This is a genomic window from Allobosea sp. BK604, from assembly GCF_004341515.1.
Lineage (GTDB): Bacteria > Pseudomonadota > Alphaproteobacteria > Rhizobiales > Beijerinckiaceae > Allobosea.
The window spans coordinates 457850-483107 of sequence record NZ_SLZF01000001.1 but is presented as its reverse complement, the minus strand read 5'-3'; the positions used below and the strand labels follow the sequence as shown (position 1 = coordinate 483107).

Annotated in this window: 21 protein-coding genes; 13 read left to right on the top strand and 8 right to left on the bottom strand. The window is 66.3% G+C overall.

The genetic code is table 11. From position 1 onward, the window contains the following. Nucleotides 1-64 precede the first annotated feature (64 nt). The 9 genes from EV560_RS02410 to EV560_RS02370 all read left to right on the top strand — a co-directional run bounded on the left by EV560_RS02410 (nucleotide 65) and on the right by EV560_RS02370 (nucleotide 11760). Entirely contained in the window at nucleotides 65-1018 is a 954-nt protein-coding gene (locus tag EV560_RS02410; protein ID WP_131853633.1) for an ABC transporter substrate-binding protein, read from the top strand. Between the two features lie 500 nt (nucleotides 1019-1518). After that, nucleotides 1519-3123, top strand: coding sequence for a phosphoric/sulfuric ester hydrolase PehA (pehA, locus tag EV560_RS02405; RefSeq protein WP_131853631.1), 1605 nt, complete (start codon nucleotides 1519-1521; stop codon nucleotides 3121-3123). Beyond that, nucleotides 3090-4727, top strand: a complete 1638-nt coding sequence (locus tag EV560_RS02400) for an ABC transporter substrate-binding protein (RefSeq protein WP_131853629.1) — start codon at nucleotides 3090-3092, stop codon at nucleotides 4725-4727. Before pehA ends, EV560_RS02400 begins: the two co-directional genes overlap by 34 nt. An 86-nt stretch (nucleotides 4728-4813) precedes the next feature. After that, nucleotides 4814-6451 (top strand): ABC transporter substrate-binding protein, encoded by a 1638-nt coding sequence (locus tag EV560_RS02395; RefSeq protein WP_131853627.1) that lies wholly within the window; start codon nucleotides 4814-4816, stop codon nucleotides 6449-6451. Continuing rightward, nucleotides 6448-7467 carry an ABC transporter ATP-binding protein gene (locus EV560_RS02390; RefSeq protein ID WP_248311854.1) on the top strand — a complete coding sequence of 340 codons (1020 nt, stop codon included), beginning with the start codon at nucleotides 6448-6450 and terminating at the stop codon, nucleotides 7465-7467. The genes EV560_RS02395 and EV560_RS02390 overlap by 4 nt, the downstream gene beginning before the upstream one ends. Further along, nucleotides 7464-8456 (top strand): ABC transporter ATP-binding protein, encoded by a 993-nt coding sequence (locus tag EV560_RS02385; protein ID WP_131853625.1) that lies wholly within the window; start codon nucleotides 7464-7466, stop codon nucleotides 8454-8456. Before EV560_RS02390 ends, EV560_RS02385 begins: the two co-directional genes overlap by 4 nt. Continuing rightward, nucleotides 8456-9391 (top strand): ABC transporter permease, encoded by a 936-nt coding sequence (locus EV560_RS02380; protein ID WP_165923285.1) that lies wholly within the window; start codon nucleotides 8456-8458, stop codon nucleotides 9389-9391. The genes EV560_RS02385 and EV560_RS02380 overlap by 1 nt, the downstream gene beginning before the upstream one ends. Nucleotide 9392: 1 nt before the next feature. Next, complete coding sequence (locus EV560_RS02375) at nucleotides 9393-10265, top strand: ABC transporter permease (protein ID WP_131853621.1); 873 nt, start codon at nucleotides 9393-9395, stop codon at nucleotides 10263-10265. Between the two features lie 10 nt (nucleotides 10266-10275). Further along, entirely contained in the window at nucleotides 10276-11760 is a 1485-nt protein-coding gene (locus EV560_RS02370; RefSeq protein WP_131853619.1) for an alkaline phosphatase family protein, read from the top strand. Nucleotides 11761-11850: 90 nt separating this feature from the next. On the opposite strand, the gene EV560_RS02365 is transcribed toward EV560_RS02370, so the two are convergent. The 4 genes from EV560_RS02365 to EV560_RS02350 all read right to left on the bottom strand — a co-directional run bounded on the left by EV560_RS02365 (nucleotide 11851) and on the right by EV560_RS02350 (nucleotide 15024). Then, the gene (locus EV560_RS02365; protein ID WP_131853617.1) at nucleotides 11851-12078 is read right to left on the bottom strand and encodes a hypothetical protein; all 228 of its coding nucleotides are present in this window, start codon (nucleotides 12076-12078) and stop codon (nucleotides 11851-11853) included. Between the two features lie 154 nt (nucleotides 12079-12232). Continuing rightward, a complete protein-coding gene (locus EV560_RS02360) occupies nucleotides 12233-13063 on the bottom strand; it encodes an ABC transporter permease (RefSeq protein WP_131853615.1) in 831 nt (276 codons plus the stop codon). 3 nt (nucleotides 13064-13066) lie between these two features. After that, complete coding sequence (locus tag EV560_RS02355) at nucleotides 13067-13951, bottom strand: ABC transporter permease (protein WP_131853613.1); 885 nt, start codon at nucleotides 13949-13951, stop codon at nucleotides 13067-13069. After that, on the bottom strand, nucleotides 13948-15024 hold the full coding sequence (locus EV560_RS02350; RefSeq protein WP_131853611.1) for an ABC transporter ATP-binding protein: 1077 nt from the start codon (nucleotides 15022-15024) through the stop codon (nucleotides 13948-13950). Before EV560_RS02350 ends, EV560_RS02355 begins: the two co-directional genes overlap by 4 nt. A 350-nt stretch (nucleotides 15025-15374) precedes the next feature. Here EV560_RS02350 and EV560_RS02345 point away from each other — a divergent pair, with 350 nt between their 5' ends. Further along, entirely contained in the window at nucleotides 15375-16067 is a 693-nt protein-coding gene (locus EV560_RS02345) for a GntR family transcriptional regulator (RefSeq protein ID WP_131853609.1), read from the top strand. A 236-nt stretch (nucleotides 16068-16303) separates the two neighbouring features. On the opposite strand, the gene EV560_RS02340 is transcribed toward EV560_RS02345, so the two are convergent. The 4 genes from EV560_RS02340 to EV560_RS02325 form a co-directional block, all read right to left on the bottom strand. After that, nucleotides 16304-17350, bottom strand: a complete 1047-nt coding sequence (locus EV560_RS02340) for an amino acid ABC transporter permease (RefSeq protein ID WP_131853607.1) — start codon at nucleotides 17348-17350, stop codon at nucleotides 16304-16306. Then, nucleotides 17347-18510: an amino acid ABC transporter permease gene (locus EV560_RS02335; protein WP_131853605.1), complete on the bottom strand. Its 1164-nt coding sequence runs from the start codon at nucleotides 18508-18510 to the stop codon at nucleotides 17347-17349. The genes EV560_RS02340 and EV560_RS02335 overlap by 4 nt, the downstream gene beginning before the upstream one ends. Before the next feature lie 117 nt (nucleotides 18511-18627). Beyond that, nucleotides 18628-19653: an amino acid ABC transporter substrate-binding protein gene (locus tag EV560_RS02330; protein WP_131853603.1), complete on the bottom strand. Its 1026-nt coding sequence runs from the start codon at nucleotides 19651-19653 to the stop codon at nucleotides 18628-18630. A gap of 162 nt (nucleotides 19654-19815) precedes the next feature. Continuing rightward, complete coding sequence (locus EV560_RS02325; protein WP_131853601.1) at nucleotides 19816-21234, bottom strand: M20 family metallopeptidase; 1419 nt, start codon at nucleotides 21232-21234, stop codon at nucleotides 19816-19818. Nucleotides 21235-21435: 201 nt separating this feature from the next. Between EV560_RS02325 and EV560_RS02320 the strand changes: the two genes are divergently transcribed. From EV560_RS02320 to EV560_RS02310, 3 genes are all read left to right on the top strand, one after another. Next, the gene (locus EV560_RS02320) at nucleotides 21436-23223 is read left to right on the top strand and encodes a peptide ABC transporter substrate-binding protein (RefSeq protein WP_131853599.1); all 1788 of its coding nucleotides are present in this window, start codon (nucleotides 21436-21438) and stop codon (nucleotides 23221-23223) included. A 158-nt stretch (nucleotides 23224-23381) separates the two neighbouring features. Next, a complete protein-coding gene (locus EV560_RS02315; RefSeq protein WP_131853597.1) occupies nucleotides 23382-24341 on the top strand; it encodes an ABC transporter permease in 960 nt (319 codons plus the stop codon). Then, nucleotides 24307-25248, top strand: a complete 942-nt coding sequence (locus tag EV560_RS02310; protein WP_131853595.1) for an ABC transporter permease — start codon at nucleotides 24307-24309, stop codon at nucleotides 25246-25248. Before EV560_RS02315 ends, EV560_RS02310 begins: the two co-directional genes overlap by 35 nt. The last annotated feature ends 10 nt before the right edge of the window (nucleotides 25249-25258 follow it).

The window sequence follows — 25258 nt, the reverse complement described above, 5'->3', positions numbered from 1 at the left end:
AGACCCGGGGCAGAGCCACCCGGAAACGGCTGATGGCTCACGCAAAACAATGGAGGGAGAAACGATGAAACATACGATGCTGAAGTCGCTGGCAATCGCCGGCCTCGCGGTCGGGCTCGCCGGTGCGGCGCACGCGCAGGAGAAGAAGAACGTCACGATCGCGGTCTCGATCCCGGCCGCGACCCATGGCTGGACCGGCGGCGCCGTCTATCATGCCGAGGAGGCGGCGAAGCGCCTGCAGCAGACCCATCCCGGCCTCAAGGTCATCGTCAAGACCTCGCCGGACGGCGCCTCGCAGGCCAATGCGCTCGACGACCTGATGGCGCAGAAGATCGACGCGCTGGTCGTGCTGCCCTTCAACTCGGACGAACTGACCAACCCGGTCCGCGAGGTCAAGAAGCGCGGCACCTTCATCACGGTAGTTGACCGCGGCCTGAAGGACGCTTCGATCCAGGACATCTACGTCGCCGGCAACAATCCTGAATTCGGCCGCGTCGCCGGCAAGTACTTCGCCGACACCCTGAAGCAGGGCAATGTCGTGGTGCTGCGCGGTATCCCGACCGTGATCGACGACGAGCGCGTCACCAATTTCGAGAAGGCGCTCGAAGGCTCGGGCGTCAAGGTGATCGACAAGCAATATGCCAACTGGAACCGCGACGACGCTTTCCGGGTGATGCAGGACTATCTCTCCAAGCATCCGAAGATCGACGCAGTCTGGGCCTCGGACGACGACATGGCGCTCGGCGTGCTGGAGGCGATCCGCCAGGCCAAGCGCGAGGATATCAAGTTCGTGCTCGGCGGCGCCGGCATGAAGGAGATGGTCAAGCGGGTGATGGACGGCGACAAGATGATCCCGGTCAACGTCTCCTATCCGCCGGCGCTCGTCGCCACCGCGATGAACGTCACCGCGGCGCATTTCTATGGCAACGCCCCAGCGCGCGGAACCTACGTGCTCAACGCCGAACTGATCACCAAGGACAACGCCAAGAACTACTATTTCCCCGACTCGCCGTTCTGATCGACGGCGCCGCGCCCGGACCCCGGGCGCCATGGCTTCGGCCGCCGAGCGTGCCCTGGGCGATCTCGGCGGCCGTTCCGTTTGGAGCGACGCCAGCCGAGGGAAACGGGGCGTCTGTGGATAAAAATTTTTCCGACGTGTGAGTGCTGCGAGAATTCATTGAACCGGTTCAATCGGTGAATGAAATCTTGGGTGCGGCTGATCTCCGGTCATTGCGCGGGCGCGCCATGGGAGGGTGACGCAGTATCGGTCCAGTATGCGAATGAAGAAGCCGGGCGAGATCTGTTGTGTCGTCCCGCGTTCAATCGCCGTAGTGGAGCCAAATAGTCTATACTTTTGGCTCGATGGCGAAGTCAGCTTGAGCCTTGTCTCACTTCATCATGACAGGGGTTCGAACGGCCGGCTAAGGTGCAATTTAGCCGGCATATCACACCTGAAGCTGCGTCACGCGACCGTCATTTGCCGCTCCTACCGAGGCCTCGTTTTCGAGCGAGGCAGGCATGACACGTCGCAACGTCCTACTCATCGTCGTCGATCAGTGGCGGGCCGATTTCATCCCGCATCTGATGCGGGCCGAGGGTCGCGAAGCCTTCCTGAAGACGCCGAACCTGGACCGGATCTGCCGGGAAGGCGTGACCTTCCGCAACCATGTCACGGCCTGCGTGCCCTGCGGCCCAGCCCGCGTCAGCCTGCTCACCGGCCTCTACCTGATGAATCACCGCGCCGTGCAGAACACGGTGCCGCTCGACCAGCGCCATTTCAACCTCGGCAAGGCGCTGCGCACGATCGGTTACGATCCGGCGCTGATCGGCTACACCACGACGACGCCCGATCCGCGCACGACCTCCAAGAACGACCCGCGCTTCCTCGTGCTCGGCGACCTGATGGACGGGTTCCGCTCCGTCGGTGCCTTCGAGCCCAACATGGACGGCTATTTCGGCTGGGTGGCACAGAACGGCTTCGAGCTGCCTGAGAAGCGCGAGGATATCTGGCTGCCCGAGGGCGAGGATTCCGTGCCGGGCGCGACCGACAAGCCCTCGCGCATCCCGAAGGAATTCTCGGATTCGACCTTCTTCACCGAGCGGGCGCTGACCTATCTCAAGGGTCGCGCCGGCAAGCCCTTCTTCCTGCATCTCGGCTATTACCGGCCGCATCCGCCCTTCGTCGCGCCGGCGCCTTATCACGCGATGTATCGGCCGGAGGATATGCCGGCGCTGGTGCGCGCGGAGTCGCCCGAGGCCGAGGCGGCGCAGCATCCGCTGACCAAGTTCTACATCGACTCGATCAAGCGCGGCTCGTTCTTCCATGGCGCCGAGGGCTCGGGCGCGACGATGGATGCGGCCGAGATCGCCCAGATGCGCGCGACCTATTGCGGCCTGATCACCGAGATCGACGACTGCCTCGGCCGGGTCTTCGCCTATCTCGACGAGACCGGGCAATGGGACGACACGCTGATCGTCTTCACCAGCGACCATGGCGAGCAGCTCGGCGACCATCACCTGCTCGGCAAGATCGGCTTCAACGACGAGAGCTTCCGCATCCCGCTGGTGGTGAAAGACCCGCGCGGCGCAGAGGAGCGCCGCGGCGCGATCGAGGAATCGTTCACCGAGAGCGTCGACGTGATGCCGACCATCCTCGACTGGCTCGGCGGCGAGGCACCGCGCGCCTGCGACGGCCGTTCGGTCATGCCGTTCCTGAGCGAGGGCCGTCCTGCGGGTTGGCGGACGGAACTGCACTACGAATACGACTTCCGCGACGTGCATTACTCGCAGCCGGAGCAGGTGCTCGGCCTGCATATGGACCAGTCCAGCCTTTGCGTGATCCAGGACGAGACCTACAAATACGTCCATTTCGCCGCGCTGCCGCCGCTGTTCTTCGACCTGACGAAGGATCCGCACCAGTTCGTCAACCTGGCTGACGATCCCGCCTATGCCGCGCTGGTGCGCGACTACGCCCAGAAGGCCCTGTCCTGGCGGCTGACCCATGCCGACCGGACGCTGACCCATTACCGCTCCAGCCCGCGCGGGCTGGAGGAGCGCGACCCCAACGCCACCCCATCTGGAGACGAAGAATGGTCGGTTCCCTCACGCGTCGCAGCGCAATAGCGCTCGGCGGCTCCGCCCTCATCCTGCCTCGCTTCGCGATCGCCCAGGCCGACAACCGGCCCTCGATCACGATCGCGGTGCAGAAGATCGCCAATTCCAACCAGCTCGACGTGCTGCGCGAGCAGTCCAATGTCGGCGAGCGCATCTTCTTCTCGTCGCTCTGGGAGGGCCTGATCGGCCGCAACTGGCTCGGCGGCCTGGGCGCCGTGCCGGGCCTCGCCACCGAGTGGAAGCGCATCGACGACAAGACCGTCGAGCTGAAGCTGCGCCAGGGCGTGAAGTTCCACAATGGCGATGAGCTGACGGCCGAGGACGTCGCCTTCAGCTTCAGCAAGCAGCGCATGTTCGGCAATACCGAGCCGGTCGTGGGCAAGACGATCTCGGCCGACTTCGTCGTCGGCGGCGGCCGCGCCAACAAGGAGCTGCCGGCGGAGGTGCCTGCGGTGGCGCGCCGCTCGTGGCCGGCCCTGCTCGGCATCGAGATCGTCGACAAGTACACGGTGCGCTTCGTCAACGGCACCTCGGACGTGACGATCGAGGGGCGCATCTCGCGCTATGGCAGCGAGATCATGAACCGGCGCGCCTTCGACGAAGCCGCGACCTACAACGACTGGGCGATGAAGCCGGTCACGACCGGCCCCTACAAGGTCGCCGAGTATCGCCCGGACGTCTCGCTGCTGCTGGAAGCGCATGACGAGTACTGGGGCGGCCGTCCGCCGCTGAAATCGATCCGCTTCGTCGAGGTGCCGGAAGTCGCCTCGCGCATCAACGGCCTGCTCTCCGGCCAGTACACTTTCGCCTGCGACATCCCGCCGGACCAGATCAGCCAGATCGAGCAGAACCCGGCCTTCGAGGTCCAGGGCGGCACGATCCTGAATCACCGCCTGACCGTGTTCGACAAGAACCACGCCCAGCTGCAGAACCCGCTGGTGCGCCGCGCGATGACCCACGCGATCGACCGGCAGACGATCGTCGACTCGCTCTGGGCCGGCCGCACCGTCGTGCCGAAGGGGCTGCAATGGCCCTACTACGCCGACATGTTCATCGAGGACTGGTCGGTCCCGGCCTTCGATCTCAAGCTGGCGCGCGACCTCGTCAAGCAGTCCGGCTACAAGGGCGACCCGATCCCCTACCGCCTGCTCAACAACTACTACACCAACCAGACCCCGACCGCGCAGATCCTGGTCGAGATGTGGAAGGAAGCCGGGCTCAATGTCGAGATCCGGATGGTCGAGAACTGGCAGCAGATCCTCGAGCGCACGCCGACCCGCGCGGTGCGTGACTGGTCGAACTCGGCCCCGTTCAACGATCCGGTCTCCTCGATCGTCGCCCAGCACGGCCCGAACGGCCAGCAGCAGCAGGCCGGCGAATGGACCAATGCCGAGATGAACACGCTCTCGGTCGAGCTGGAGACGTCGACCGACCGCGCCCGCCGCAAGGCCGCCTTCCGCCGCATGCTGGAAATCGCCGAGCGCGAGGACCCGGCCTACACGGTGCTGCACCAGAACGCGACCTTCACTGCCAAGCCGAAATCGATCGCCTGGAAAGCCTCCCCGGCCTTCGCGATGGATTTCCGCGCCGGCAACTGGGGTCGGCAGAGCTGAACCCGACCATCGCGGCGCGTCCCTCGAGGGGCGCGCCGCATTCGCTTTGACGCCGACTCTTGCCTCGACGCCACCAGGAGGGTTCGATGACTGGACTCACACGCCGCCATACGCTCGCTCTCGGTGCAGCCTCCGCCGGCAGCCTGATCCTGCCGCGCTTTGCCATCGGCCAGGCTGACAACCGGCCCTCGATCACGATCGCGGTCCAGAAGATCGCCAATTCCAACACGCTGGAGACGCTGCGCGAGCAGTCCAATGTCGGCACGCGCACCTTCTACAGCTATGCCGAGCCGCTGATCGACACCGACTGGATCGGTGATCTTTCGCTCAAGCCGGGCCTCGCCACCTCCTGGCGGCGGATCGACGACCGGACGGTCGAGATGGTGCTGCGCCCGGGCGTCAAGTTCCACAATGGCGATGTGATGACCGCCGAGGACGTCGCCTTTTCCTATGGCGTCGACCGGATGTGGGGCGGATCGGCCCAGGCCGGCCAGAGCGGGCTGTTCGGTTCGGTCACCGGTGGCGCGGTCGGCAAGCAACCGCCGGCCGAAGTGGTCGCGGTCGCCAAGCGCGCCTTCCCGAGCTTCGAAAAGATCGAGATCGTCGATCCGCAGACCATCCGCTTCGTCAACAAGACGCCGGATGTGACGCTGGAAGGGCGCATCTCGCGCAATGTCGGCATCATCATGTCGCGCCGCGCCTTCGCCGAGACCGCCTCCTGGCTCGACTGGGCCCGCAAGCCGGTGGGTACCGGCCCCTACAAGATCGCCGAGTTTCGTCCCGACCAGTCCCTCATCCTCGTCGCCCATGACGAATATTGGGGCGGCCGGCCGCCGCTGAAGCAGATCCGCTTCGTCGAGGTGCCCGAGACGGCTTCGCGCATCAACGGCCTGAACTCGGGCGAGTATGATTTCGCCTGCGACATCCCGCCGGACCAGATCAGCGAGATCGAGAAGAACCCGCGCGCCGAGGTCTTGGGCGGGCTGATCGGCAACCATCGCCAGACCGTGTTCGACAAGACGCATCCGCAGCTCTCGGATCCGTTGGTGCGCCGGGCGATGACCCACGCGATCGACCGCCAGAGCATCGTCGATGCGCTCTGGAGCGGGCGCACCCGCGTGCCGAAGGGCCTGCAATGGGAATTCTACGGCGACATGTTCATCGCCGACTGGAGCGTGCCGGCCTATGACATGGAAGAGGCCCGGCGGCTGGTGAAGCAGTCGAGCTACAAGGGCGATCCGATCCCCTATCGCCTCCTCAACAACTACTACACCAACCAGGTCGCGACGGCGCAGGTGTTGGTCGAGAGCTGGCGCGAGATCGGCCTCAACGTCCAGATCGAGTCGAAGGAGAATTTCCCTCAGGTGCTCGCCAAGGGCCCGACGCGGGCGGTGCGCGACTGGTCGAACAGCGCCTCCTTCAACGATCCGGTCTCCTCGATCACCTCCAGCCACGGCCCGACCGGCCAGCAATGGCAGGTCGGCGAATGGACCAATGCCGAGATGGGCAAGCTCTCGGACGTCCTGGAAAGCTCGACCGACCGGGCCCAGCGCAAGGCCGCCTTCCGCCGCATGCTCGAAATCTGCGAGCGCGAGGACCCGGCCTATACCGTGCTGCACCAGACGGCGAACTTCACCGCCAAGCGCAAGGACATCCAGTGGAAGGCGGCGCAGTCCTTCGTGATGGATTTCAGCGCGCGTAACTGGGGCGGTATCCGCTCGTGAGCGAGAGACTGGACAGGTTCGGCAGCGTCGAGAGCCCGCTGGTCGATATCCGCGGGCTGACCGTCGCCTTCGATGGGGTGAAAGTGCTGCACGGCATCGACCTCTCGATCGCGGCGGGCGAGGCGGTCGGTCTCGTCGGCGAATCCGGTTGCGGCAAGTCGGTGACCTGGCTCGCGGCGCTCGGCCTGCTGCCGAAGAAAGCCGATATCACCGGCAGCGTCAGGCTCGACAGCACCGAGCTGATCGAGGAGAAGGCCGAGGTGCTCGACAAGGTTCGTGGCGGACGCATCGCCATGATCTTCCAGGACCCGGCAAGCGCGCTCAATCCGGTGATCCGGCTGGGCAAGCAGGTCGGCGAGGCGCTGGCCTTGCATCGCGGGCTTTCGGGCGGCGCGATCAAGGCCGAGGCCAAGCGCCTGTTCGATCTCGTCGGCATCCCCGATGCGGCGCGCCGGCTCGACGCCTTCCCGCATGAACTTTCCGGCGGCCAGAACCAGCGCGTGATGATCGCGATGGCGCTCGCCGGGCAGCCCGACCTGCTCGTCGCCGACGAGCCGACGACGGCGCTCGACGCGACGATCCAGGCGCAGATCCTCGAGCTGCTGACGTTGATCCGTCAGGAGACCGGCATGGCGCTGGTGCTGATCAGCCACGATCTCGGCGTGATCTCGCAAACCTGCGAGCGGGTCTGCGTGATGTATGCCGGCCGGATCATCGAGAGCGCGGATGCTGTCGAGCTGTTCCAGCAGCCGTTGCACCCGTACACGCAAGGACTGATCGCGGCACTGCCGCCGCTCGAGGGCGTGCGCCGCAGGCTCGATCCGATCGAGGGCAATGTGCCCGAGCCCTGGAACCTGCCGCCGGGATGTGCCTTCGCGCCGCGCTGCCCGCGCCATAGCGAGGCCTGCGATGCCGGCGTGCCGCCGCTGGCGATGAAGGCGCAGGGCCGTTTCGCCGCCTGCATCAAGACGCCTCAGGTCCAGTCCACGCGTGCCTCGGAGTTCATCTTCGCATGAACGCGCCCTTGCTTCAGGTCCGCAACGTGGCGCGGCGCTATACGATGCGCCGCGGCTTGCTGGGGCGTCCGGTCGAGGTTCGCGCCGTCGACGGCGTCTCGCTCACGGTCGAGCGCGGCAAGACACTCGGGGTCGTCGGCGAATCCGGCTCGGGCAAATCGACCACCGGCCGGCTCGCGCTCGGGCTGGAACAGCCCGATGCCGGCGACGTGCTGTTCCAGGGCGCGGCCCTGCCGGCGCTCGGCACCGCCGACTGGCGCAAGATCCGGGCGCGGATGCAGATGATCTACCAGGATCCGCTGGGCGCGCTCGACCGGCGGCTCTCGATCCTCGAACAGGTGCGCGAGCCATACGATGTGCACGGCATCGGCGATCCGAAGGAGCGCGACGGCCTGACGTTGAAGCTGCTGCAATCGGTTGGCCTGCGGGCCGATCAGGGCGCGCGCTATCCGCATGAACTCTCCGGCGGCCAGCGCCAGCGGGCGGTGATCGCACGGGCTCTCGCGACCAAGCCGGACCTGCTGGTCTGCGACGAACCGGTCTCGGCGCTCGACGTCTCCATCCAGGCGCAGGTGATCAACCTGCTGGTCGACATCCAGCAGGAACTCGGACTCGGCCTGCTCTTCATCAGCCACGATCTCAAGGTCATCCGGCAGGTCAGCCACCGCGTTGCGGTGATGTATCTCGGCCGGATCGTCGAGGAAGGCGAGGCCGACCTGCTGCTGCAGGCGCCGGCACATCCCTATACCGAGGCGCTGGTCTCGGCCGCGCCCGTGCCGGGCCGCCGCGGCCGGCCGCGCATCGTCTTGCAGGGCGATCCGCCCAATCCCGCGGCGCGTCCCTCGGGTTGCGCCTTCCATCCGCGCTGCCATGCCGCGCGCGATCGTTGCAAGGTCGAGAGCCCGGCGCTGCTGCCGCTGCCGGATGGGCGCCTGACCGCCTGCCATGTCGCGCATGACCAGGCCAATTTCCTGAAGGCGGCAAGCTGATGCTGCGTTTCTTCCTGATCAGGCTTGCCCGTGCGCTGCTCACGGTCGCGCTCGTCGTCACCTTCGCCTTCGTGGTGCTCAGGCTCTCCGGCGATCCGGCCCTGATCATTATGAGTGTCGATGCGCCACCCGAGGCTATCGCGGCCTTCCGCAAGGCCTGGGGCCTCGATGATCCGATCTGGCTGCAATATCTGCGCTATTTCAGCGCGATCGGGCAGGGCGAGCTCGGCCAGTCGATGCGCGACGGCCGTCCGGCGATCCAGCTCGTGGCCGAGCGCATTCCGGCGACGCTGGCGCTGACCTTGCCGGCGCTGGCGCTGAAACTCGGCATCGGCATTCCTTCCGGCATTTACGCGGCGCTGAACCGCGACAGCCTGACCGATCGCATCGTCATGATCACGGCGGTCGCCGGCTTCACCATTCCGAGCTTCGTGCTCGGCCTCGTGCTGGTGCTGATCTTCTCGGTGCAACTCGGCTGGCTGCCCTCGGGCGGGCAAGAGAGCTGGCGCCACGCCATCCTGCCGGTGGTGACGCTCGGCATCGGCGGCGCGGCGGTGCTGGCGCGCTTCACCCGCAGCGCCATGCTGGAGGTGCTCGGCCAGTCCTATATCCGCACGGCCAGCGCCAAGGGCGTGCCCTGGGCCGCCGTCGTGCGTGGACATGCCCTGCCGAATGCGGCGGTGCCGACCGTCACCGTCGTCGGCTTCATGGTCGGCAGCCTGATTGCCGGTGCGGTCGTGGTCGAGAGCGTGTTCTCCTGGCCCGGCGTCGGTCGGTTGCTGGTCGTCGCCGTCTCGAACCGCGATCTCGCCGTAGTGCAATGCATCCTCCTGCTGGTCGCGATCACCATGGTCAGCGCCAATCTGATCGTCGATCTGCTCTATGGCGTGCTCGATCCGCGCCTGCGCAGCGGCGCCAAGGCGGGAGGGCACTGAGATGGCCGATATCACAGCCTCCACCGCCCCGGTCGTCGCCAGCAAGGCCGCGCCCAAACCGAAGAAGCGCATCCCGCTGCTGGTCTGGTTCGGCATCATCTGGATCGGCTTCATTATCATCGTGGCGTTGAGCGCGGACTGGATCACGCCCTATCGCTTCACCGCCTACGACCTGCGCAACCGGCTCTCGCTGCCCTTCCACCCGCTGCACTGGCTCGGCACCGACGAGCTCGGCCGCGACGTGCTCTCGCGGCTGATCATCTCGATCCGGATCTCGCTGCTGGTCGCCTTCGGCGCGACGGTGATCTCGGCGGTGTTCGGCACGCTCATGGGTTTCCTCGCCGCGCATTTCCGCGGGTTGGTCGAACAGTTCGTGCTGATGCTGGCCGATTTCCAGGCGGCGATGCCCTTCCTGATCCTGGCGCTGTCGGTGCTCGCCTTCTTCGGCAATTCGCTGCCGCTCTTCATTTGCCTGATGGGGCTCTATGGCTGGGAGCGCTATGCCCGGATCGCACGCGGCCTCGCCATCTCGGCCGGCGCGCAGGGCTATGCCGGCGCGGTCAGGCAGATCGGCGCCAGCCCCTCACGGGTCTATCTGCGCCATATCCTGCCGAACATCGCCTCGACGCTGATCGTCTCGATGACGCTGACCTTCCCCGAGGTGATCCTGCTGGAAAGCGGGCTCTCCTTCCTGGGGCTCGGCGTGCAGCCGCCGATGACTTCGCTCGGCAACATGGTCGGCTATGGCCGCGAATATCTCACTCGCGCGCCCTGGATCATGCTGGCCCCGGCCTGCACCATCGTCATGACCACGCTGGCCGTCAGCCTGGTCGGCGACTGGCTGCGCGACCGGCTCGACCCGACTCTCCGCTGAGGATCTGCCTATGAACGCCCCAACCAAGCCAGCAGCCGACAAGGTCGTCGTCTGCGTCTTCGACGGCCTGCGCCCCGACTTCATCACGCCGGAGCAGACGCCGAACCTTGCCCGCTTCGCCGGGCAGGGCACCTGGTTCCGCGAGGCGCGCAGCGTCTTCCCGTCGATGACCCGCGTCGCCACGACCTCGATCGCCACCGGTGCGCCGCCGCGCGTGCACGGCGTCATGGGCAACGCCTTCCTGTTCCCAGAGGTCACGCGCGAGCATGTGCTCGATCTCAGCCGGGCCGACGATATCGCTCTCGCGGAGGTGAAGACCGGCGGCCGTTTCGTCGAGGCCGAGAGCTTCGGCGACGTGCTGGCCAAGGCCGGCAAGAGCCTCGCAGTCGTCCATACCGGCTCGGCCGGCTCGGCCTATCTGATCAACCCGCGCGCCAAGGCCAATGGCCACTGGACCTTCTCGATCTTCGGGCGCGAGCATACGCAGACGCCGGAGGCTGTCGACGAGGTGGTCGCGCGCTTCGGCCCGCTGCCGCCGCGCAACCTGCCGCGCTTCGAGGAGACCGACTATGCCGAGCAGGTGCTGCGCGAGCATGTGCTGGAGGTGATGAAGCCGGATGTGGCGCTGGTCTGGTTCAACGAGCCCGACACCTCCTTCCACTATCGCTTCCTGGGTTCGCAGGAGACGCTGAGCGTCCTGAAGCATGTCGACGCCGCCTTCGGGCGCATCCTCGACTGGGTCGCGGCGCAGCCGGATGCCGAGCGTTATGTGGTGATCGCCGCCTCCGACCACGGCCAGATTTCGAGCCGCGATGCGCTCGATCTCGTCGGCCTGCTCGGCGCGCAGGGCCATGCCGGACGCCGCGCCGCCGAGCGCACGCTCGAGGGCGCGAGCTTCTCGATGACCGGCGGTAATATGGGTGAGATCCGCATCCTCGAAGGCGGGGTCGAGAAGCGCGACGCGATCGCGGCCTGGCTGCGCGAGCAGGATCTGCTCGGCATGCTGTTCTCCAAGGCGCGCAACGAGGTCGAGGGCGAGGTCGAAGGCAGCTTCGCGCTGCCGCTGGTCGATCTCGGCCATCGGCGTGAGCCCGATCTCGTTTATGTGCTGCGCTCAGGCAACGAGGTCGACGCTTACGGCAATCCCGGCCTCGGGCTGATCACCAAGGGCGATGTGCCGGTCGGTGGCGGCATGCATGGCGGCCTCAACCACTACGAGCTGAATACCGTGTTGATGGTGCAGGCGGAGGGTTTTGCGCCTGGTCATGTCGAGCATGGCCCGAGCGGCATCATCGATATCGCTCCGACGGTGCTCGGCCTGCTCGGCCTCGCGCCGGCAGCGAGCATGGTCGGCCATTCGCTGGCCGGCGCGAATGGGCTCGAGCCGAGTGCGCGCAGCTTCGAGACCGGCGCGGGCGGTTTCCGTCAGATGGTCGAGATCGTCGATCGCGGTGGCGCCCGCTTCGTCAGGCAGGGTGGGCGCGCGAGCATCTGATCTCGCGACCCTCCGACCTCAGCCCTTGCTTCTGGACGCCGCTTCGCGGCTCCTCAGGACAAGGGCTGAGCTTTTCCAGGATTATCGGGTCTATTGTGGCTGCGCTGCCGCCGCGGCGGCAGCCGCGCGGGCCTGGTCGAGACATTGCGCCATCTCGGGCGAGCCGACCAACATGCCGCGTCCCTGGCATTGCTGGCTCGAGGCGACGAGATCGCCGGTCGGCCGCCGGTCGGGTGCCGATGACGAGGAGAACATGGACGAGACGGTGGAGCAGCCGCCCAGGCAGAGAACTGCAACCGCCGCAACAATCAAACGCATCAATCAGTCCCCATGAGCAAATGGCTTCCCCGCAGCCATGGTGCGGAATCGCGGGCGCAGTTTCAATGCATAGCCGTCCATGACGCAACTGGGCCGAGGAATGAAAAAGCCGGCGCCCCGGGGCGCCGGCTTCTTTCGTTTCGGACCTGCCGCCTCAGCGCTTGGCGCGGGCGACGATCTGCGTCGGGTTGACGAAGCGCAGTGCGATCACCAGCCAGATCAGCGTCGTCACCATGTAGACCACCGCCATGGCGTCGATCGACTGCACGGCGCGCACGCCGGCGGCGAAGACCGCGTAGTAGAGCGCGACGACCAGCGTCTGGCTGGTCGGGCCGGCCGTGAGGAAGGTCAGCTCGAACATCGCGATGGTGCGCACCAGCACCAGCAGCAGCGCTGCCAGGATGCCGGGCATGAGCAGCGGCAGCAATACGTGGATGAAGAGCTTGAAGGTGTTGGCGCCGAAGACGCGGGCCGCCGCCTCGATCTTGGTGTCGATCTGCTCGATGAACGGGATCATCACCAGGATGACGAAGGGCACGGTCGGCACGAGATTGGCGAGCACGACGCCCGACATCGAGCCGGCGAGGTTGAGCCGGTAGAGCACCGTCGCCAGCGGGATGCCGAAGGTGATCGGCGGCACCAGCAGCGGCAGCAGGAAGAGCAGCATGACGAGCTTCTTGCCCGGGAAGTCGCGGCGAGCCAGCGCGTAGGCGGCGGGCACGCCGATCAGCCCGGAGAAGAGCACCACCAGAAAGACGATCTGGAAGGTGACGAAGAGCACGTCATGGAGCTGGAACTCGGCCCAGGCGGCGGAGTACCAGCGTGTCGTCCAACCAGCCGGCAGCCAGGTGCCGAGCCAGCGCGTGGCGAAGGAACTCGTTACCACCGCCGCGATCATCGCGAGGAGGTTGAGCAGGAAGAAGCCGATCAGGAACCAGTTGGCGAAGGCCCAGAGCTTCGTTGAGAGACGCTTGTCTTCGACCATGGCTCAGCCCTTTCCGCCGCCGGCAGGGCCACGATAGAGCAGGCCGCGTGCGGCCAGCACGGCGACGACGATCGCGAGCTGAACCATGCCCATGATCATCGCGATCGCTGAGGCCATCGAGTAATCGTATTCCTCGAAGGCCGCCTGATAGGCCGCGATCGAAATGACGCGGGTCGGGCCCGCCGGGGCGCCGAGCAGCACCGCCGATGGGAAGACCGAGAAGGCCTGCACGAAGCTCAGGCAGAAGGTGATCGCCAGTCCCGGCAGCAGCAGCGGGAAGAGGATGTGCTTGAAGCGCTCCCAGGGGCCGGCTCCCAACGTCGCACCCGCCTGTTCCAGCGCCGGATCGATGCCGGTCAGGTAGGAGAGCGTCAGCAGGAAGGTGAAGGGGAAGCCGGTGATGACCAGCGAGAGCATCACGCCCCAGTAGTTATGGAGCAGCTTGATCGGCGTCGAGATGAGCCCGAAGGTCATCAGCGTGCGGTTGAACCAGCCCTGCGGTCCCAGATAATTCAGCAGGCCCTCGGCGACGAGCACGGTGCCGAGCGTGATCGGGATCACCAGCAGCGTCGTCAGCAGGCGCTGGCGCTTCAGCAGCCGGACGCGGAAGGCAATCGGCACCGCGAGCACGAGCGTCGCGATGGTGACGGGCAGCGCCAGCCAGAGCGTCGTCGCGATCGTGCCGTAGAGGAACGAGTCGGAGAAGAACTTGGCGTAGTTGGCGAATGTCCCGCCTTCCTTCGGCGTGAAGGAGAGGAACAGCCCGTAGAGGAACGGGTAGATGAACAGCGCCAGCACGAAGAAGACCGCCGGCAGGACCAGCATGGTCAACCCGTCGAGCCCGCGCGCGGCGAGCCGCTGCTTCAGGGGAATCTCGACCGCGCTCATGCCTTGCCTCCGGCGAAGACGAGCACGCGGTCGGGATCGGCGCCGAGTGTGACGGTCGCGCCGGGCTGGAGCTTCTCTTCCGCGAGGAAGGAAAGGCTGGTGCCGTCCTCCATCTTGGCGAAGCCGACGAACTCGCGGCCACGGAACTCGGTCGAGACCACCTTGGCCGTGAGGCCGCTCTGACCGGTCGCGTTCGGGTGCAGATCCTCCGGCCGGATCGCGACCCAGCCGCTCTGCCCGACAGCAACGTTCTCGCGGACGCGACCGGTCACGGTCGCGGTGCCCACGGCGATCTGCGCCGTGCCGCCGTTGACGGCGGTGACCTTGCCGGCGACCGTGTTGCGGAAACCCATGAACTCGGCGACGTCGAGATGGTCCGGTCGGGAGAACAGGTCCTCCGGCGTGCCGACCTGGCGGACCACACCCTCGCGCAGCACGACGATGCGGTCGGCGAGCGAGAGCGCCTCTTCCTGGTCGTGGGTGACATAGATCGTGGTGGCGCCGAGCGTGTTGTGGATGCGGCGGATTTCGGCGCGCATCTCGAGGCGCAGCTTGGCGTCGAGGTTGGAGAGCGGCTCGTCCATCAGGACCAGCGGCGGCTCGACGACGATGGCGCGGGCGATGGCGACGCGTTGCTGCTGGCCGCCGGAGAGCTGGCCGGGCAACTTCTCGGTCTGGCCCTGGAGATGGACAAGGGCGGCGGCCTCTGCGACGCGTCGGTCGATCTCGGACTTGCCGACACCGCGCATCTTCAGGCCGAAGCCGATATTCTTGTTCACGGTCATATGCGGGAACAGCGCATAGTTCTGGAAGACCATGCCGAAGCCGCGCTCTTCCGGCCGGAGCTGGTCGATGCGCTTGTCGTCAAGCCAGATGCCGCCGCCGGTCGCCGGCAAGAGCCCGGCGATCAGGTTCAGCGTCGTCGACTTGCCGCAGCCGGAAGGGCCGAGCAGGGCGATGAACTCACCTTTTGTGATCGTCAGCGAGACTTCTTTGAGCGCGTTGAAGGCGCCGAAATCGCGACTGAGTTTGTCGAGCCTGAGCTCGCGGAAATTCGCTGCATGAATCGTCATGGGGCCACGTGGTTGGAACGGTTATTGATGACGTGCCGGGCTGGCGAAGAGGGGCAGGCCGGTCAGGGCCAGCCAGAAGCTAGCTATATAGCCGAGTCAGCGGAGCCTGGCGCGGCCGATCTCTCCGCTTGAACGGCGCGGCCGGGCAGGCGTGACCAGACGGTCTATGGTCGGCTTCTGGGCCATGGTTTCTCCCCTCCTGGCGATCGACGCCGCCTTTTCGGTTCTCGGCCGAGGACAGTCGCAGCGATGCCCTGCCGCGCCGGTCTCGGAAGTGATCCACACCACGACGGTTGACGGCGTGATGTGCTGATAAGTATGCTAGTATACTAGTGAACGAGAGCCTTGCAATGGCCATTTCCACCGCTCGCCAGGGCACCGACCAGATCTACCGCGCCCTGCGCGCCGACATATTGAACGCGGCGCTGCTTCCGGGCGAGGCCATGTCCGAGGCGCGCATGGCCGTGCAGTTCGGCGTCAGCCGCACGCCGGTGCGCGAGGCTTTCAAGCGTCTGGTCGAGGAGGGATTCCTCGTCGTCGTGCCGCAGGTCGGCACCTTCGTCGCGCCGATCGACCTCGCCGCCGTCTATGACAGCCAGTTCGTGCGCGAAACCCTGGAATGCCGCACGGTCTCGCTGGCGGCCGAGCGAATCGACGCAGAAGGCAAGGCGGCGCTCGATGGCCTGATCGCGCAGCAGCGCATGGCGCTCAAGGCCGGCGACCGGCCGAATTTCTTCCGGCTCGACGAAGCTTTCCACACCGAATTGTCGCGCCTCTCCGGCCATCCGCTGGTCTGGAGCCTGATCGAGAGCGTCAAGGCGCAGCTCGACCGGGTGCGCTGCCTATCGCTGGAGACGCCCTCCTGGTCGGACATGATCATGAGCCAGCACGAGGAGATCGCGGCCTGCGTCGGCGCCGGCGACGCGGCTGGCGCCGAGCGGGCGATGCGGGCGCATCTGCGCACCGTCTTCGATGCGATCGAGGCGATTGCCCGCAACCATGTCGACGCTTTCGACAAGGGCGCGGGCGGCGCGAAACACTAGAGCATTTCCGCGTTTCTTCGAATCGCGAAAATGCTCTATCTATTTGTTTTGACGCATTTTCTTCACGCGAACCGGCATCCACTTCGCTCGAAAATGCTCTAGCCTCTCCGCCATTACGAGGAGGCGCAGCCGAGGAAGCAATCCAGCAGGACTGGGTGCCCGGCGGCCCCTGGATTGCTTCGCGGAGCCTGTACTCGGGCTTGCCGAAGGCAAGACCCGGGTGCTCGCAATGACGTTTAGCGCCTCCGGCTCGTCTCGATATGTCGGCTCCAGCGCGAGAGTGCGAAGCAGATCAGCCAGTAGATCGTGCCCGAGAAGGCATAGGCCTCCATATTCATGCCGACCCAGTTGGGATCGGCGAGCGAGGCCTGGGCGATGCCGAGCAGGTCGAGGATCGAGACGACGAGGACGAGCGTGGTGTTCTTCACCAGCGCGATGAACTCGTTGGTCATCGCCGGCAGCGAGATGCGCAGCGCCTGCGGCAGGACGATCAGGCCCGTCGCCTTCCAATAGTTGAGGCCGAGCGCGGTCGCGGCTTCGCGCTGGCCGGCGGGGAGGGCCTGCAGGCCGCCGCGCACGGCCTCCGCCATATAGGCGGCGATGACGAAGCCGAGCCCGATGACGGCGCGCGCCAGCCGGTCGATGCCGATGCCGCCCGGCAGGATCAGCGGCAAGAGCAGCGAGGCGAGGAAGATCACGGCGATGATCGGCACGCCGCGCCAGAACTCGATGAAGATCACGCTGATCAGCCGGATGACCGGCAGCTCGGACTGGCGCCCGAGCGCGAAGGCGATGCCGAGCGGGATCGCGATCAGGCTGGCATAGATCGAGATGAACACGGTCAGCATCAGCCCGCCCCATTCGCGGGTCTCGACCGGCCTGAGGCCGAGGCCGCCGGCGAGCAGCCAGATGCCGAGCAGGGGCAGGGCGACGAGCGCGGCGAGGCCGAGCCGGAGACGCAGGCGCTGCGGCGCGAAGGCGATGGCCGCGCCCGCGACGACGAAGAGGATGGCGGCGAGATTGACGCGCCAGCGCTCGTCCGGCGGGTAGAACCCATACATGAACTGGCCGAAGCGGGCGCGGACGAAGACCCAGCAAGCGCCACCCGGCGCGCAATCGTTGCGTGTCGTTCCGACCCAGGTGGCGTCGATCAGGGCCCAGCGGATCAGCGGGATCGCGACCCAGGCGAGGCAGAACGCGAGCGCGAGCGTGACGAGACCGGTGAGCGGCGAGCCGAACAGGCGCTGGCGCCAGAGCGTGAGGGCAGGGGCGGCCGGGCTCATCGCGTCACCAGCGCGATCCTGGCATTGTACCAGTTCATGAACGCGGAGACGGCAAGCCCGATCACCAGATAGACGGCCAGCGTCATGGCGATGATCTCGATCGCCTGGCCGGTATTGTTCAGCGCCGAGCCCATGAACAGGCTGACGACGTCGGGATAGGCGATCGCCGCGCCGAAGGACGAGTTCTTCAGCACGTTGAGATATTGGTTCGTCATCGGCGGGATCATGATCCGCATCGCCTGAGGGATGGTGACAAGACGCAGGATCGGGCCGGGACGCAGCCCGAGCGCCGAGGCGGCCTCAGTCTGGCCGTGCGGTATCGCCTGAATGCCGCCGCGAACGATCTCGGCGATGAAGCCCGCGGTATAAGTGACGAGCGCCGCGAGCAGCGCGACGAACTCGGGAATGACGACGAAACCGCCGCGATAATTGAAGCCGCGCAGCGCCGGCACATCCCAGCGCGTGGTCAGGCTGGCATAGGTCACGACCAGGATCGGCACGAGGATGACGAGCACGAGCCCGATCGTGAAGACGGGCGCGTCACGGCCGGTCCGCTCCTTGCGGCGCCGCGCCCAGCGCGCCACGACCCATTGCGCCAGCCAGGAGACGAGGATCGCCAGCAGCGCCCAGCGGAAATTCGCGGGGGCGTCGGGCAGCGGGATGGTCAGCCCGCGATTGTTGAGGAAAGCGACGCCGAACAGGCTGATCGAGGCGCGCGGCGCCGGCAGTGCGGCAATCACGCCAAAGTACCAGAACAGCACGAAGAACAGCAGCGGGATGTTGCGGACGAACTCGATATAGGCGCCGGCAAGGGTCGAGAGCAGCCAGTGCGAGGAGAGCCTGGCGATGCCGACGACGAAGCCGAGCAGGGTCGCGAGCACGATCGCGATGACCGTGACCAGCATGGTGTTGGCGACGCCCGCCCAGAACAGGGCGAGGATGTCGTCCTGCTGGGTATAGCCAGTGAGGACGAACGGCACCTCGATGCCGGAGGTTCGCCAGAGGAAATCGAAGCCCGAGGCGATGCCGGCCTTCATCATGTTCTCGGACGCGTTGCGCACGAAATACACGATCAGGCCGACGAGCCCGAGCAGCACCGCGGCCTGGTAGATCACGCCGCGGACGCGCTTGTCGTTGAAGAAGGAGAGGGCTCTGGTCACTGGCGCGCCGTTCGGCTCTCCGCGTCATTCCCGGGCGCGGTCAGGCCGCGACCCGAGAATCACGCGAATGCTGGTTTCCGAGATCGTCGGGTCAAGCCCGACCTCGACGAAACGCTCTCATTGGAACGGCGGGGTGAAGAGCAGGCCGCCCTTGGTCCAGAGCTGGTTCTGGCCGCGCTCCATCTTGAGCGGCGAACCCATGCCGACCGTGCGCTCGAAGCTCTCGCCGTAATTGCCGACCTGCTTGATCGCCTTGTACATCCAGTCGTCCGGCAGGCCCATCATGGCGCCGAAGCCGCCCTCGGCGCCAAGCAGGCGGCGCACTTCCGAGTTCTTCGAATTGGCCTTCATCTCGTCGACATTGGCGGAGGTGACGCCGAGCGCCTCGGCGGCGATCATGCCGTTCAGCACCCAGCGCACGATCAGCTGCCAGCGCTCGTCGCCCCAGCGCGTGACCGGGCCCTGCGGATCGTTCGAGATCGGCTGGGTCAGGATGATGTGGTCGCCGGGGACCTTGAGCTTGACGCGCTGGCCGGCGAGCGCGCCGACGCCGGCGGTATAGGCGTCGCAGCGCCCCGAATCATAGGCGGCGATGGCGTCGTCATTCTTCTGGAAATTGGTGATGGTGACCTTGAGATTGCGCTCGCGGAACCAGTCGGCGGCGTTCTTCTCCTCGGTCGAGCCGGCGGCGACGCAGACCGAGGCGCCGTCGAGATCGGCCGCCGTCTTGGCGTTGGTCGACTTGCGGACGATGAAGGTCTGGCCTTCGTAGAAATTGATGCCCTGGAAGTTCAGGCCGAGCGTCGCATTGCGCGAGAAGGTGATGGTCGAGTTGCGCGAGAGCACGTCGACCTGGCCCGATTGCAGGATCGGCCAGCGCTGCTGCACCGAGGTCGGGGTATACTTGACCTTGTTGGCGTCGCCGAGCACGGCGGCGGCGAGCGCACGGCAGTAATCGACGTCGATGCCGCTCCATTCGCCCTTGTCATTGGCGAAGGAGAAGCCGGGCAGGCCGAGATGCACGCCACATTCGAGATTGCCGCGCGCCTTGACGGCATCGAGGGTCGGGCTGGGCGCGAGCTGTTGCGCCATGGCGGCCGATGCGCCGCCGGCGACGATCAGCGCTGCGAGCAGGTATTTCATGGTGGATTCCCCGGTTCTTCTGATGCGCTTTTGTGCGCCTTCGCGGCGCGACTATGCAACAGACAGGCCGAGGCCGGTAGCAGGCCTAAAGCAGCATTGCGGGGAGAGGCCTGCTGCGCCGCGTGGCGCCCGCAGCCGGTGCCGGCTGCGGGCCAAGCCGGGTCAGGCTACGGACATGTCGAGCGGCGGCTTCACCTCGACGGGGAGCGGCGAGACATAGCCTTCCGCGCCGACGCGGGCCTTGAGATCGGCCTTGGCGGCTTCCATCAGCGCGGGGTCGGCGAGCACGGCGGCGCCGGTCGCGGCCATCGCCTTGGCGACCTGGACCATGGCCTTGTGCGCGGCGGGCGACTTGCCCTGCGCCACAACCTGCCAGGTGTGGAAGGGCGTGCCGATCGCGACCGTCGGCGCATGGGCCTGCACGGTCGGCACGACCCAGCTGACATCGCCGACATCGGTCGAGCCGATCATCGGATTGCGCGGCGCGTCGAGCGGCACGGTGAAATCGGCCAGCGGCGCGTCGCTCTGCGCGAGACCGATCGAGCGCCAGGACGAGGCGATCTCCTGCGGGGACAGCGTCGAGCGGATCTGGCGGGCGAAATCCTTGTCGGCATCGTCGAAATGCGGCGGGCCGAGCTCCTCGAGGATCGTGTGCATCGCCTGTTCGAGCGGCGTGTTGCCGACGACGTTGGAGACGGCGCTGACGATGCGCATCTCCATCTTGGTCTCGGTCATCAGGGCCGCGCCCTCGGCGATCTTGCGGACGCGCTGGACCAGTTCGAGCATGCCCGGAAGGTCGCGGGCGCGAATCGAATAACGCACGCGGGCATGGGCCTGCACGACGTTCGGCGCGATGCCACCGGTGTCGAGCAGGGCGTAGTGCACGCGCGCATCGCTCGGCATGTGCTCGCGCATGTAGTTGACGCCGACATTCATCAATTCGACGGCGTCGAGCGCGCTGCGGCCAAGATGCGGCGAGGCCGCGGCGTGGGCGGCGCGGCCGGTGAAGACGAAATCGGCGCGGGTATTGGCGAGCGAGAGCGGCGGGGTGACCTCCCAGAAGCTCGACGGATGCCAGGAGATCGCGACATCGGCATCCTTAAAGGCGCCGGCGCGGACCATGAAGGCCTTGGCGGCGCCGCCTTCCTCGGCCGGGCAGCCATAATAGCGCACGCGGCCCGGGATCTTGTTCTCGGCGAGCCAGTCCTTCATCGCGGTCGCGGCGAGCAGTGCCGCGGAACCGAGCAGGTTGTGGCCGCAGCCATGGCCGTGGCCGCCATCCTCGATCGGCGAATGCTGGGCGACACCCGCCTCCTGGCTCAAGCCCGGCAGCGCGTCGTATTCGCCGAGGAAGGCGATGACCGGGCCGCCTTCGCCGGCCTCGCCGATCACGGCTGTGGGAATCTCGGCGACGTTCTCGGTGACACGGAAGCCCTGGTGGCGCAATTCGGCGACATGCTCGGCAACCGAGCGGGCCTCGGTGTAGCAGACCTCGGGCATGCCCCAGACCCGCTCACTGAGCGCGATGAAGCGTTCCTTGCTGGCATCGACATGGCGCCAGAGATCGTTTCGATTGTCCATCTTGGTCTCACGATGATGATGATCGCGCCATTTGAGCAATTGGTGTGCCAGTCGTCCAGCGACCGGGAGGCGTAGCGCCCAAGCGTCATGCTGCGGGATTGACGCATTGATTGGCACATGCCTTGCTCTCGGCCCTCGGGGAAAAAAGAGGGCCGAAGCCCTCGCGAGCAAATTTGGTTTTGAGGACCAGCGGAGGGTTCCATGAACGAGCAGAAGCTGCAGAAGCTGATCGAGGACGTGAAGGACGGCGCGCTGTCGCGGCGCTCCTTCATCAAAAAGGCGGTGGCGGCGGGCATGGCCGCGCCGATCGCCAGTCAGCTCCTGGTGTGGAACGGCGTCGCCATGGCGCAGACCAAGGAAGACTACAAGCCGACCAAGGCCGGCGGCGGCGGGCCGCTGAAGATCCTCTACTGGCAGGCGCCGACGCTGCTGAATCCGCATTTCGCCAGCGGCACCAAGGACCAGGACGCCTCGAACATCTTCTACGAGCCGCTGGCCGGCTGGGATGCCGAGGGCAACCTGGTGCCGAAGCTCGCCGCCGAGATCCCGACCAAGCAGAATGGCGGGCTCTCTGCCGATGGCACGACCGTGACCTGGAAGCTGAAGCCCGGCGTCAAATGGCATGACGGCAAGCCCTTCACCGCCGACGACGTCGTCTTCAACTGGGAATACGCTTCCGACCCGGCGACGGCCGCCTACACCACCGGCTCCTATACGGGCATCAAGGTCGAGAAGGCCGACGACCTCACCGTCAAGGTGATCTACCCTCAGCCGCAGCCCTTCTGGGCCGATCCTTTCGTCGGCGTCGCCGGCATGATCATCCCCAAGCATCTCTTCCAGGACTACAAGGGCGCCAAGTCGCGCGAGGCGCCGGCCAACCTGAAGCCGGTGGGCACCGGTCCCTACAAGTTCGCCGATTTCAAGCCGGGCGACATCCTGACCGGCGAGCGCTTCGCCGATTACCACGTGAAGAACCAGCCGCATTTCGACACGATCGAGATCAAGGGCGGCGGCGACGCTGTCTCGGCGGCGCGCGCGGTGCTGCAGACCGGCGAGTTCGACTATGCCTGGAACATGCAGGTCGAGGACGAGGTGCTGAAGCGCATGGAGACCGGCGGCCGCGGCCGCGTGCTGACCGTGCCGAGCGGCAATATCGAGTTCATCATCCTCAACACCACCGATCCCTGGACCGAGGTCGACGGTGAGCGCTCCTCCGTCAAGACCAAGCACCCGACGCTCTCCGATCCGAAGGTGCGCCAGGCGATGAACCTGCTGCTCGATCGTGATTCGGTGCAGAAATTCATCTACGGGCGCGGCGGCACGGCGACGGCGAGCTTCGTCAACAATCCGAAGATGTTCAAATCGCCGAACCTCAAATACGAGTTCAGCATCGACAAGGCGAACAAGATCCTCGACGACGCCGGCTACAAGCGCGGTGCCGACGGCATCCGCGAGAAGGACGGCAAGAAGCTCAAATACGTCTTCCAGACCTCGATCAACGCGCCGCGCCAGAAGACCCAGGCCATCATCAAGCAAGCCTGCCAGCGGGCGGGTATCGACCTCGAGCTGAAATCGGTGACCGCGTCGGTGTTCTTCTCCTCCGACGTCGCCAATCCCGACACCTATACCAAGCTCTATGTCGACATGGAGATGTACACCACGACGCAATCCTCGCCGGATCCGGAGCGCTTCCTCAACCAGTTCGTCTCCTGGGAGATCGCCACCAAGGAGAACAAGTGGCTGGGTCGCAATGTCTCGCGCTATTCGGACCCGGAGGCGGACAAGGCCTACAAGGCGGCCCAGAAGGAGCTCGATCCCGAGAAGCGGGCGGACCTGCTGATCAAGGTCAACGAGATCTTCTGCGAGGCCAACGTCATCCTGCCGCTGCTCTCGCGCAACCGCGTCGCGGTCGCGGCCAATAACCTGGTCCCGAACTACAGCGGCTGGGACAGCGACACCTGGAGCGTGGCGAGCTGGTATCGCAGCTGAGCGCGGCCCGCCCGCGCTCGCGATGCGCAGGTCGCGTCGCGAAGGCGGGTGGCTTCATGGGCGATTCGGCGAAGCCGGATCGCCGCGGGCGGCGGATCCCGCCGCCCGGATACCTGCCGAAGCCTGCGGCGCTTGCCCAACAATAAAGAGATATCTCCATGGCGACCTATCTCATCCGGCGATTGCTCATCGCCATACCCAGCCTTCTGGCGATCAGCCTGATCCTGTTCACGGTTCTGGCGCTGGCGCCGGGCGATCCGTTCGAGGAGCTTGCGACCAACCCCAATGTGCCGCCTGAAGTGCGGATGGCCCTGCGCGCCAAGTTCGGCATCGATGACCCGGTGATGGTGCGCTATGTGCGCTGGCTCGGCGCGATGGCCCAGGGCGACTGGGGCTTCTCCTTCGCCAGCCGCATCAATGTCGACGACCTCATCATGCAGCGCGTGCCGACGACGCTCTTCGTGGTCGGCTCCTCGCAGTTGCTGGCGCTGGCGATCGCGCTCCCGGTCGGCATCTACGCCGCGACCCGGCCCTATTCGATCTTCGACCAGATCGCCAACACGCTCGCCTTCGTCGGCTTCTCGCTGCCGACCTTCTTCACCGGCCTGCTCTTCATCCTGATCTTCTCGATCAAGCTTGACTGGCTGCCCTTCGTCTATCGCTCCGACATCGCGGCCACCGGGTGGCGCTGGTACTGGGAGATGCTGCGGCAGGCGATCATGCCGATCACGGTGCTCGGCCTGTTCCAGGCGGCCTCCTACACGCGCTATGTGCGCTCGGCCGTGCTCGACGTGGTCAGGCTCGACTATGTCACGACCGCGCGGGCCAAGGGCCTCAGCGAGAAGCGGGTCACGATCCGCCATGTCGCGCGCAACGCCCTGATCCCGGTCGTCACTCTCGTCGCGCTGCAGATGCCGGCCGTGTTCGGCGGCGCCATCGTCACCGAGCAGATCTTCCGGGTGCCCGGCATCGGCTCGCTGCTGATCAGCGCCATCCTCTCCAACGACACGCCGGTGGTGATGGCGGTGACCTTCGTCTTCGCCTGCCTCGTCGTCCTGTTCAACCTCATCGCGGACCTGCTCTATGGCTGGCTCGACCCTCGCATCTCCTTCCGCTGAGCCGATCGTGGCCGTGGCTGCGCCCGCCGTCTCGGTCTCGCCGGGGCGCGAGACCTGGCGCCGCTTCCGCCGACATCGCCTGGCGATGATCAGCGCGATCGTGCTGGCGCTGCTCATCCTCGCCGTCGTCGCCGGACCTTGGGTCTGGACCGTACCGATCAACGAGATCGATTTCTCGGCGCAGCTCGAAGGCCCGTCCTGGGCCCATCCGCTCGGCACCGACGATCTCGGCCAGGATATCCTGGCGCGCATGCTCTATGGCGGGCGCATCTCGCTCGCCGTCGGCCTCGCCGCCATGGTGGTGGCGACCGTGGTCGGCGTCATCGTCGGCGCGCTCGCTGGCATGTCGCGGCGCTGGCTCGACCCGTTCCTGATGTGGGTGACTGACCTGTTCCTGTCGCTGCCGCAGCTGCCTCTGCTGCTGCTGGTGATCTACCTGTTCCGCGAGCAACTCAAGGCGCTGTTCGGGCTGGAGGGCGGCGTCTTCGTCCTGATCGTCATCGTCATCGGCGGCCTGCGCTGGATGCCGGTGGCGCGGCTCGTCAGGGCGCAATTCTTCTCGCTGCGCGAGAAGGAATTCGTCGAGGCTGCCCGCGCCTCGGGCGCGACGCGTTTCCGGCAGATGGTCCATCACATCCTGCCGAACGCGATCGGCCCGGTCATCGTCGCCTCGACGATCGAGGTCTCCTCCGCGATCATCGCGGAATCGACCCTCTCCTTCCTTGGCCTCGGCTTTCCGCCGGATATCCCGACCTGGGGGCGGCTGCTATTCGATGCCAAGGACCAGCTGGATGCCGCTCCGCACTGGGCCCTGTTCCCAGGCGCGGCAATCTTCCTTACGGTGCTCTCCATCAACTTCATCGGCGACGGTCTGCGCGATGCGCTCGACCCCCGCCGCGTGATCTGAACCTGAAACG

Bases quoted from the DNA above. Each gene is read 5' to 3' on its own strand.
- EV560_RS02360 (WP_131853615.1), bottom strand. From the start codon at position 13,063: ATGGTCGAAGACAAGCGTCTCTCAACGAAGCTCTGGGCCTTCGCCAAC.
- pehA (WP_131853631.1), top strand. From the start codon at position 1,519: ATGACACGTCGCAACGTCCTACTCATCGTCGTCGATCAGTGGCGGGCC.
- EV560_RS02370 (WP_131853619.1), top strand. From the start codon at position 10,276: ATGAACGCCCCAACCAAGCCAGCAGCCGACAAGGTCGTCGTCTGCGTC.
- EV560_RS02385 (WP_131853625.1), top strand. From the start codon at position 7,464: ATGAACGCGCCCTTGCTTCAGGTCCGCAACGTGGCGCGGCGCTATACG.
- EV560_RS02350 (WP_131853611.1), bottom strand. From the start codon at position 15,024: ATGACGATTCATGCAGCGAATTTCCGCGAGCTCAGGCTCGACAAACTC.
- EV560_RS02320 (WP_131853599.1), top strand. From the start codon at position 21,436: ATGAACGAGCAGAAGCTGCAGAAGCTGATCGAGGACGTGAAGGACGGC.
- EV560_RS02345 (WP_131853609.1), top strand. From the start codon at position 15,375: ATGGCCATTTCCACCGCTCGCCAGGGCACCGACCAGATCTACCGCGCC.
- EV560_RS02410 (WP_131853633.1), top strand. From the start codon at position 65: ATGAAACATACGATGCTGAAGTCGCTGGCAATCGCCGGCCTCGCGGTC.
- EV560_RS02340 (WP_131853607.1), bottom strand. From the start codon at position 17,350: ATGAGCCCGGCCGCCCCTGCCCTCACGCTCTGGCGCCAGCGCCTGTTC.
- EV560_RS02310 (WP_131853595.1), top strand. From the start codon at position 24,307: ATGGCTGGCTCGACCCTCGCATCTCCTTCCGCTGAGCCGATCGTGGCC.
- EV560_RS02380 (WP_165923285.1), top strand. From the start codon at position 8,456: ATGCTGCGTTTCTTCCTGATCAGGCTTGCCCGTGCGCTGCTCACGGTC.
- EV560_RS02315 (WP_131853597.1), top strand. From the start codon at position 23,382: ATGGCGACCTATCTCATCCGGCGATTGCTCATCGCCATACCCAGCCTT.
- EV560_RS02395 (WP_131853627.1), top strand. From the start codon at position 4,814: ATGACTGGACTCACACGCCGCCATACGCTCGCTCTCGGTGCAGCCTCC.
- EV560_RS02355 (WP_131853613.1), bottom strand. From the start codon at position 13,951: ATGAGCGCGGTCGAGATTCCCCTGAAGCAGCGGCTCGCCGCGCGCGGG.
- EV560_RS02325 (WP_131853601.1), bottom strand. From the start codon at position 21,234: ATGGACAATCGAAACGATCTCTGGCGCCATGTCGATGCCAGCAAGGAA.
- EV560_RS02365 (WP_131853617.1), bottom strand. From the start codon at position 12,078: ATGCGTTTGATTGTTGCGGCGGTTGCAGTTCTCTGCCTGGGCGGCTGC.
- EV560_RS02375 (WP_131853621.1), top strand. From the start codon at position 9,393: ATGGCCGATATCACAGCCTCCACCGCCCCGGTCGTCGCCAGCAAGGCC.
- EV560_RS02400 (WP_131853629.1), top strand. From the start codon at position 3,090: ATGGTCGGTTCCCTCACGCGTCGCAGCGCAATAGCGCTCGGCGGCTCC.
- EV560_RS02330 (WP_131853603.1), bottom strand. From the start codon at position 19,653: ATGAAATACCTGCTCGCAGCGCTGATCGTCGCCGGCGGCGCATCGGCC.